Genomic DNA, 7427 nt, shown 5'->3' with positions numbered 1-7427 from the left:
GGCTTTTATTTTGGGCTTTTAAATTTGCCAGCTTAACGCGAACTGACGTTATTTAAGCAGTCAAGAGGATATAAACCCCAAGAATTGACTGGCGGCGCGAAGCACCGCCAGTCAATTCTTGGGGTTTGTTAGCTATAGCTACTTAACGCCAGTGCCGACTACTATTGATCCTAAAGAGAGTTGTGGCGCTTCGCGCCACAACTCTCTTTGCGCTAGTAATTACTGGCAGTTTTACGGTGATGAATAGCAGTTAACCCGTTAGATTGCAATAGCTTGCCATTTTCCACGATCGCATAAACAATCCAGTGATCGCCACATTCCATACGCTGGGAAACTCGACATTCTAAATATGCCAATCCGTCATTGAGAATAAGTCCTCCTTCGGTTGGCTCGACTTGGATATTGATAAAGCGATCTTCTCCAGGGGCAAATTTTTTCATGAAATGTTTGCGGAGTTGTTTACCCTGTTCGAGGATATTGATGACAAAGCGATCGCCTTCATATAGGTAAGATTCGATCGCTCGATCCTTAGCAACAGCGATCGTTAATCCTGGAGGATTAAAAGTTGCCTGTGATACCCATGAGGCGAGCATGGCGGTGGAGACTTCGCCACGCTTCACGGTCAAAACGCAGAGGGAACCAACAATCCGCCCCACAGCCTGCTCAACGGTACTGCCAGGATTGAGCGTTGTCCTCACCTTTTTAGCGCTTTTTAGCATTTGAGCAAAATCCGTACCTGTTTCTTCGCAAATTTGCAAAGTTGCTTCGGTAGGTGTGAACTTAATTCTGATCGGCTCAAAGGCAAGGGTATAACCCGCATCTTTTAATTTGCCAGAGATAATATCCACGGCTTCACCACTCCAGCCATAGGAGCCAAATACGCCTGCCTGATAGCTTTTGGTAGCAGTAGAGAGGACGATTCCTAGAGCCGTTTGTACCTGTGTGGGCAAATGCCCCGCCAAGGTGGGCGAACCGATCAGGAATCCCGATGATTTTTCGATCGCATTTTTAATTTCCTCTGGCTCAGCGTTTTCGCAATTGATTAACTCGACAGCCACACCCGCTTTAGTGATGCCTCGCGCTAGGGCATTGGCGATCGTGGTGGTATTGCCATAGGCGGAGGCAAATAGTAAAGCGACCGAAATGCTTTGTTGTTTTTGATTTTCGCACCATTGGCGATAGAGATTGACTAGTTCGTGCAAGCCATAGCGCAACATTGGTCCATGTCCAGGAGCATAAAAAGCCGCAGGAAAATCGCCTATTTTATCAAGCGCAGCTTCCACTTGGCGGACTTGGTTTGCCATCGTGCTGTCAAAGTAATAACGGCGATCGCCTAATAATTGACTCCACCCTTCGTCAAACACCTGATCGCCGCAAATATGCGCTCCAAAAAATTTGTCAGTATACAAAATCTTGGTTTTGGAGTCGTAGGTGCAGAGTTCGTCAGGATATCGCGGTGTGGAGGTGGGAATAAATTTAAGAATATGATCCTTACCAAGATCGAGGGTTTCTTCACCCCGTACGACTTGGATTTTTAGTTCGCGATCGCTTTCTAAACTTTGCCGTAGGGCGATCGCCCCCGCATTCGTACAAATAAAGGTAATGCGGCTATTAATTTCCAGTAATTCCTTGAGGGTTTCGATGCGGTTTTGGTTGACATGTCCGAGGATCACATAACTGATATCGAGAATATTGATCCGTTTGCGTAGCTCGTTTAGATAAATCTCGGTAAATGTTCCGCCTGGGGGATCGATTAATGCTGACAAAGCCCCTTGAATTAAAAAAGAATTTGCAGTAGTTCCTTTTTCGAGGGCATATTCAATTTCAAAACGCAAGCGATTCCAACTGCGCGATCGCAAGGCAAAAGTTTCGGCGGCAATATATATTGCTTGTACATCGCGGGGCTTAGTTTTAGTCACGATCGCTGTCTCCAAACTATTAAGATAACTACTCAGTCATGAGTAAACTTCGTTATTCTAATCATAGCTATCAAGCGCTCCTCCCTAATCAAGAATTTATACCAATTCAAAATACCAACTCCGAAAAAGTAATGCTGTTTTTAAAATCAAAAGCCTTGCTACAAATGCATTTCACGGCTCTTATCCCTGTCATACTTAAGAAAAATGGTACTAATTTAGAGTTCTTATGGGGTAGATAAGAAATAGGTAATTTTAACGAGAGAGTTTACATTATGGGGAAATGCTCTCTATTGGATAGCGATAGTTAACGTCGGTTCGGGTTAAGCTGACAAATTTTAAGATCCCAAAAGTAAAAGCCTTGCTACGCAAGGCTTTTACTTTTGAGCTTTGAGAGAGGGTTGGCGTAGCAAACCATCTCTCAAAGCTCGTTTCAAATTATCCCGAACTCACGTTAATTAATAGCAAGTCCCTAATGGCGATCGCCCAACTAATTATTTGAACCTGAAGTCGGTGTTGGGGATACCGTCTGGGGCTTTGGAGTAGCAGCAGGTGTAACAGCTTGAGGTTGAGCCGTTACTGTCGCAGTTACGGTGGGCGCTGGTACAGGTACAGCTTGAGGAGCCACCGTAATCTCAACTTTTGGAGTTGGCTGAACGGTAGCAGGTACTTCCTTGATTGTGGTGTTATTCCGTTCGATTACCGTGGATTTATTCTCTCTTACCGTATCAACAGCACTCGGCATCAAGACTGGTGTAGGGGCTGGGCGATTATTGACGAAATAGGCAATAAACCCTGCTCCTACTGCTAGGAAGAGCAAAACACTGATAAATACAACATTAGAACTATTATCATTGGCAACTTTTGTTGTGCGTTGCTCTGAAACTTTATATCCATTTGCAGGGATATTGGAATCAGAACTAACCTTCTTAGTGATAATTTCTTTCTCGATTTCGTCAGCCATGATTTTCTATAGACCTCATATTGTTTGATTCGACGAGAAACTTGCTCAGTAGTTCAGCATCATTAAAAACCAAAACCAGAGAGTGTAACGCCCATGTAACGGACGTTACACTCTCTGGTTGTTTAAGTTTACTTATACCAATTCACGAAAGTGTGACAACACTTTTGTGAATTAAAAACCAAACCCAGTAAGGGTTTCCAAAGTTCAAAATGGCGTAGCCATTTTCAGCTTTGATATGTTGCCCCTGCTAACAAATCAGCTAGGATCGCTATAATTAGCTATCCTGACTATATTATTGGTAAAGCTATGCAGGACTTTGGACAGCAATCCGATCCGATTACCTTAGTCATCTCAGAAGTTGTCGAACCAAATCTCATAGAAGAATATGAAGCTTGGACAAAAGGAATTAACCAAGATGCACAGCAATTTGAGGGGTTTATGGGGGTTGAAGTAATTCGTCCCCGCAATCAGCAATATCCTGAATACGTTTTTATCGTTAAATTTGATAACTACGATCACTACAAAAATTGGCTAGCTTCAGATATTTATCAAGCATGGATGCAAGATTCTCAAAAATTTATTTCTAAGCGATCGCAACAGCACCAGTCCAAGGGATTAGAACTGTGGTTTACCCTTCCTAAAAGCACATTAGGGAATCCATCGCCAGCCTATTACAAGCAGGTAATTGTGGGCACGATCACCGTATATCCATTAATTCTACTCGCCAACTTAATTCTCAATCCTTTTTTGCAGGGATTGCCATCGATTTTAGGACTATTTATTTCGGTCATCTTTGTATCCGCACTATTAACCTATCCAGTTATGCCTTGGTTGACCAAAATACTCAATTTTTGGCTCTATCCATCCACAAATAGAACAAATAGATTGACAAAACATAAACGGCGATAAGTAATTATCTAGGCGCAAAATATAAAACCCAAAAACTGTGGCGCACGCGCAGCGTGCGCCACAGTTTTTTGATATAGATTTTACTTATGCTCAGCTACTTATAAGTAGCTACTCCCTTCCCAGTGAAAAATTAGACGTTGCGGCGCGAAGCGCCGCAACGCTAATTCTTGGTTTTGTATGTCTATTTCTTAACTTGAAAACCTAGTAAGGTTTTGAGATTCCCAAAATGGCAACGCCATTTTGGGAATTGGTATTACATCAGCATATTTAAACAATAAAATTAGAGCCTATTCCTCTTGGGATGAGGATCTTCAGAAAATGAAAAACTTTTAACAGCGATCGCTTATTTCAGATTTATAATTGCGATGTAACTGGCTAGGCTCAATTAAATATAAAATCCAAAACCCATAGCACATGCTGCACATATGCCAAGGGCTTGGGTCTGTTTTTTACTGATGCCCAGCTATTTTAAGTTTCACAATCAATCAACTAACTTGAAGAGGAACGAATGGTAAACATTGGCTATCATGCAGCAAAAATCCAAGGAAACTTCCTCCGATCCATTTATAAATCCAGCCTTTCGACTCTAGTTAGTTTGCCGATCGCCCAAAAGCGACAGGTGCCCATAAAGGTTTATGCCCTATCTTGCGAAAGGGATTTACCCGAACAAGTAGCAAGTCTGCGATCATTCCTTCGTTATGTGGGAATTCCCGAATTGTTTACGGTCATGTCCGATGGAAGTTATACTGAAGAGAGTATTAAGCTATTGCGACGAATTCATCCCTGTGTGGATGTTCAGCTTTTAACTAAATTTCAAAGAGAAGACTTGCCCCAATCAGTATATGAATATGCCTCTCAGCAGGCGATGGGAAAAAAGCTCGCAGCCCTCATGTCTATTCCCATTGATGGGGCAACACTCTATACAGATTCCGATATTTTGTTTTTTCAAGGAGCTTCCAATCTAGCCGAACTAGCTACTAGTGAAAGTTCGGCTACCTATTATTTGCCAGACTGTAAGAACTCCTTGGACAAACGCCTCATTTATGAAGATATCGAGCAGCAAGAGCCAATTAATGCAGGATTTATTCTATTTAAAAAAGCTTTAGATTGGCACGAACCAGTACAGAGATTGGCAAAGCTCCAAGAACTTCCCAATTACTTCTCCGAGCAAACCATCGTTAATTTGACGATCAAGTCCAATCGCGGGCAAGCCCTAGATCGCGATAAATATGTTATGAATGTGGACGATCAGTTTGTCTATCCCGATCGCTTTGTCACCAAACAAACTGCTATGCGTCATTACGTCAGCGATATCAGACATAAATTTTGGCAATCTGTTTTCTTTCACCTATAGTCACCTAAATGGCTGGGCATAAAATCCAGATCTAAAACCTGCGGCACACGCTGCGCGTGCGCCGCAGGTTTTAGGGTTTTATATTTAATTAAGCCCATTGATAGACATGTAAATTTAGACATGTAAATTTAGATATGTAAATTAGTTTGCAATTGCTAATTTGTTCTAGAAACTCTCATCACTAATTCCCAAATGCCTCTATGTCACAAATATTGTCACAAATATACAGCTTTGATATCTTTGATACGCTGCTGACTAGACTAGTTAGCGAACCAACGGAGATCTTTAGAATCTGTGGCGATCGCGCTTTACATTTTGGTTGGATTAATTTTACAGCGGAGACTTTTCAGAAAGTTAGAATTAATGCTGAAGGTCGATCACGCTTATTTTATGAAGCTGGTGAAGTGACCCTAGATGAGATCTATCGGGAGGTTGCCAATACCTTAGAAATTTCTGCGGAAACGATTCAGAAACTAAAGCAATTGGAATTAGATGTAGAAGCAGAATATTTAGTGGCTGTACCACAGGCGCGACAATTGCTAGAAAAAGCAAGGCGATCGCATCCCCATGTGTTATTTCTCTCTGATATGTATTTGCCTGAAGCTTTTCTTGAGGAGCAATTGCAACAGCATGGCTTTTGGCAAACTGGCGATCGCCTCTACGTATCATGTCAGTACCGCAAATCTAAGGGATCAGGGGATTTATTTTTAAAAGCGATCGCCGATAGCCAACTGCGTCCTCAAGATCTAACGCATATTGGTAATAGTTGGCAACCCGATGTGGCTAAGCCTCGTGCCTTAGGGATTAAAGCGATTCATTTTGATGCTGCCAATCCCAATCGTTATGAGTCAATCCTGCAAGAGAATGCTCGATTTACCAACGGCATTACTTCTCTTCTGGCAGGGCTATCTCGGTATACCCGCCTATCGAGGGAGCCCAAAACATCAAAAGAAGCAATCATTGGCAATATTGCGGCTTCAGTAGCTGCACCAATTTTAACGGCCTATACCATTTGGATTCTACAGCAGGCGAAAGCTCGACAACTTGCCCGCATCTATTTTTTGGCAAGGGATGGCGAGATATTACTGCAAATCGCTCAAGAACTTGCGCCGAAAATTTATCCAGAGGTAGAACTGCGCTATCTCTATGTCAGTCGGCAAGCTTTAAGAATGCCTGGATTAACTAAGATCGATAAAGCCTTTTGGGAATGGATGTTTGATGATACGGATATTTTCAGCATTAACAGTTTGCTAGCCAGAATGTGTCTCGATCGTACTACTGCCGAGGAAATTTTTACCTCTCTCGGTTATCCTTTTGAGCTTTGGCAAAAGAATTTATCTGCCCAAGAAAGAATTACATTACGAACAAAGCTAGAAAGGCACGCACCTCTTCAGGAGCTAGTTCTGCAAATTGCAGCGCAGAAACGCGAAGTTTTAAAAGCCTATTTACAACAGGAAAAAATGTTGGATGGGCAAGCCTTTGGGCTAGTGGATGTGGGCTGGCGGGGTAGCTTGCAAATTTCCTTGGAAAATGCCTTTGCCCTATTTGGTACGAAGAATCCTGTCGGTTTCTACTTTGCATTGGACAAGCCTAGTGGTGGACTGAAGCACCGAGGAGAAGCAATAGCCTTTTTCTTTAACTTAAATCATGCCGTAGGACTTCGCAATGATATCGACTATCGCTACGTTTCCGCGATGGAAGTATTTTGTGCGGGCTGCGAAGGAACAACCCTTGATTATGCCTTGCAAGCAGATGGTTCCGTAGTTCCCCTTCTCAAGCATCCCCATAACCAGCCAGCCTTAACTTGGGGGTTAGAATTTTTCCAGCAATCGGTGATTGCGTTTGTCCGCCATCTCGTGGAGCGATCGCCGACGGACTTAATTTTTCTTACTTCCCCCAAACTCTGGCGCGAAGCATTAGATCGGCTATTTTTGACTTTTAATGATACTCCCACGCAACAGGAAGCCGAAGCCTTTACGGATTGTCCGTTCTTTGATGATCCGAACGAGCTCTATCATTTTTATTGGGCGATGCCTTTCCGATTGGTCGATGTACTTAAATATGCGATCGCCCTAAGTGCAGGGTTTACCGTCCATCGCAATGCATGGTATGAGGCAAGTCTGCTCGTTAGCTCCCCCTTGGTGAAAGCTTACCTACCCATAGCGATCGTTCAACGCAAAATCCTGAAGCGCTGTAAAAAATTAGTAATGTCACTAAAAAATACTAAGTAGCTAGGCATAAGTAAACTTAAAACCCAGAAGAGCATACCGCCCGCGCAGCGGGC

5 protein-coding genes are annotated in these 7427 nt (G+C 42.8%); 3 read left to right on the top strand and 2 right to left on the bottom strand.

Features of this window, described 5'->3' with window-relative positions; all coding sequences use genetic code 11:
• Positions 1-212: 212 nt before the first annotated feature.
• On the bottom strand, positions 213-1919 hold the full coding sequence (locus tag PSE7429_RS19620) for a diflavin flavoprotein (RefSeq protein ID WP_009629087.1): 1707 nt from the start codon (positions 1917-1919) through the stop codon (positions 213-215).
• Between the two features lie 487 nt (positions 1920-2406).
• On the bottom strand, positions 2407-2880 hold the full coding sequence (locus tag PSE7429_RS19610) for a hypothetical protein (protein WP_009629085.1): 474 nt from the start codon (positions 2878-2880) through the stop codon (positions 2407-2409).
• A gap of 306 nt (positions 2881-3186) precedes the next feature.
• Here PSE7429_RS19610 and PSE7429_RS19605 point away from each other — a divergent pair, with 306 nt between their 5' ends.
• From PSE7429_RS19605 to PSE7429_RS19595, 3 genes are all read left to right on the top strand, one after another.
• Complete coding sequence (locus tag PSE7429_RS19605; RefSeq protein ID WP_009629084.1) at positions 3187-3789, top strand: antibiotic biosynthesis monooxygenase; 603 nt, start codon at positions 3187-3189, stop codon at positions 3787-3789.
• A gap of 508 nt (positions 3790-4297) precedes the next feature.
• Positions 4298-5143 carry a hypothetical protein gene (locus tag PSE7429_RS19600; protein ID WP_009629083.1) on the top strand — a complete coding sequence of 282 codons (846 nt, stop codon included), beginning with the start codon at positions 4298-4300 and terminating at the stop codon, positions 5141-5143.
• Positions 5144-5343: 200 nt separating this feature from the next.
• Complete coding sequence (locus PSE7429_RS19595) at positions 5344-7374, top strand: HAD family hydrolase (protein ID WP_009629081.1); 2031 nt, start codon at positions 5344-5346, stop codon at positions 7372-7374.
• The last annotated feature ends 53 nt before the right edge of the window (positions 7375-7427 follow it).

The sequence above is a fragment of the Pseudanabaena biceps PCC 7429 genome (genome assembly GCF_000332215.1).
In the GTDB taxonomy this organism is placed as follows: domain Bacteria; phylum Cyanobacteriota; class Cyanobacteriia; order Pseudanabaenales; family Pseudanabaenaceae; genus Pseudanabaena; species Pseudanabaena biceps.
The sequence above is the reverse complement of the archived record's forward strand: the minus strand, read 5'-3'. Positions and strand labels throughout refer to the sequence as shown.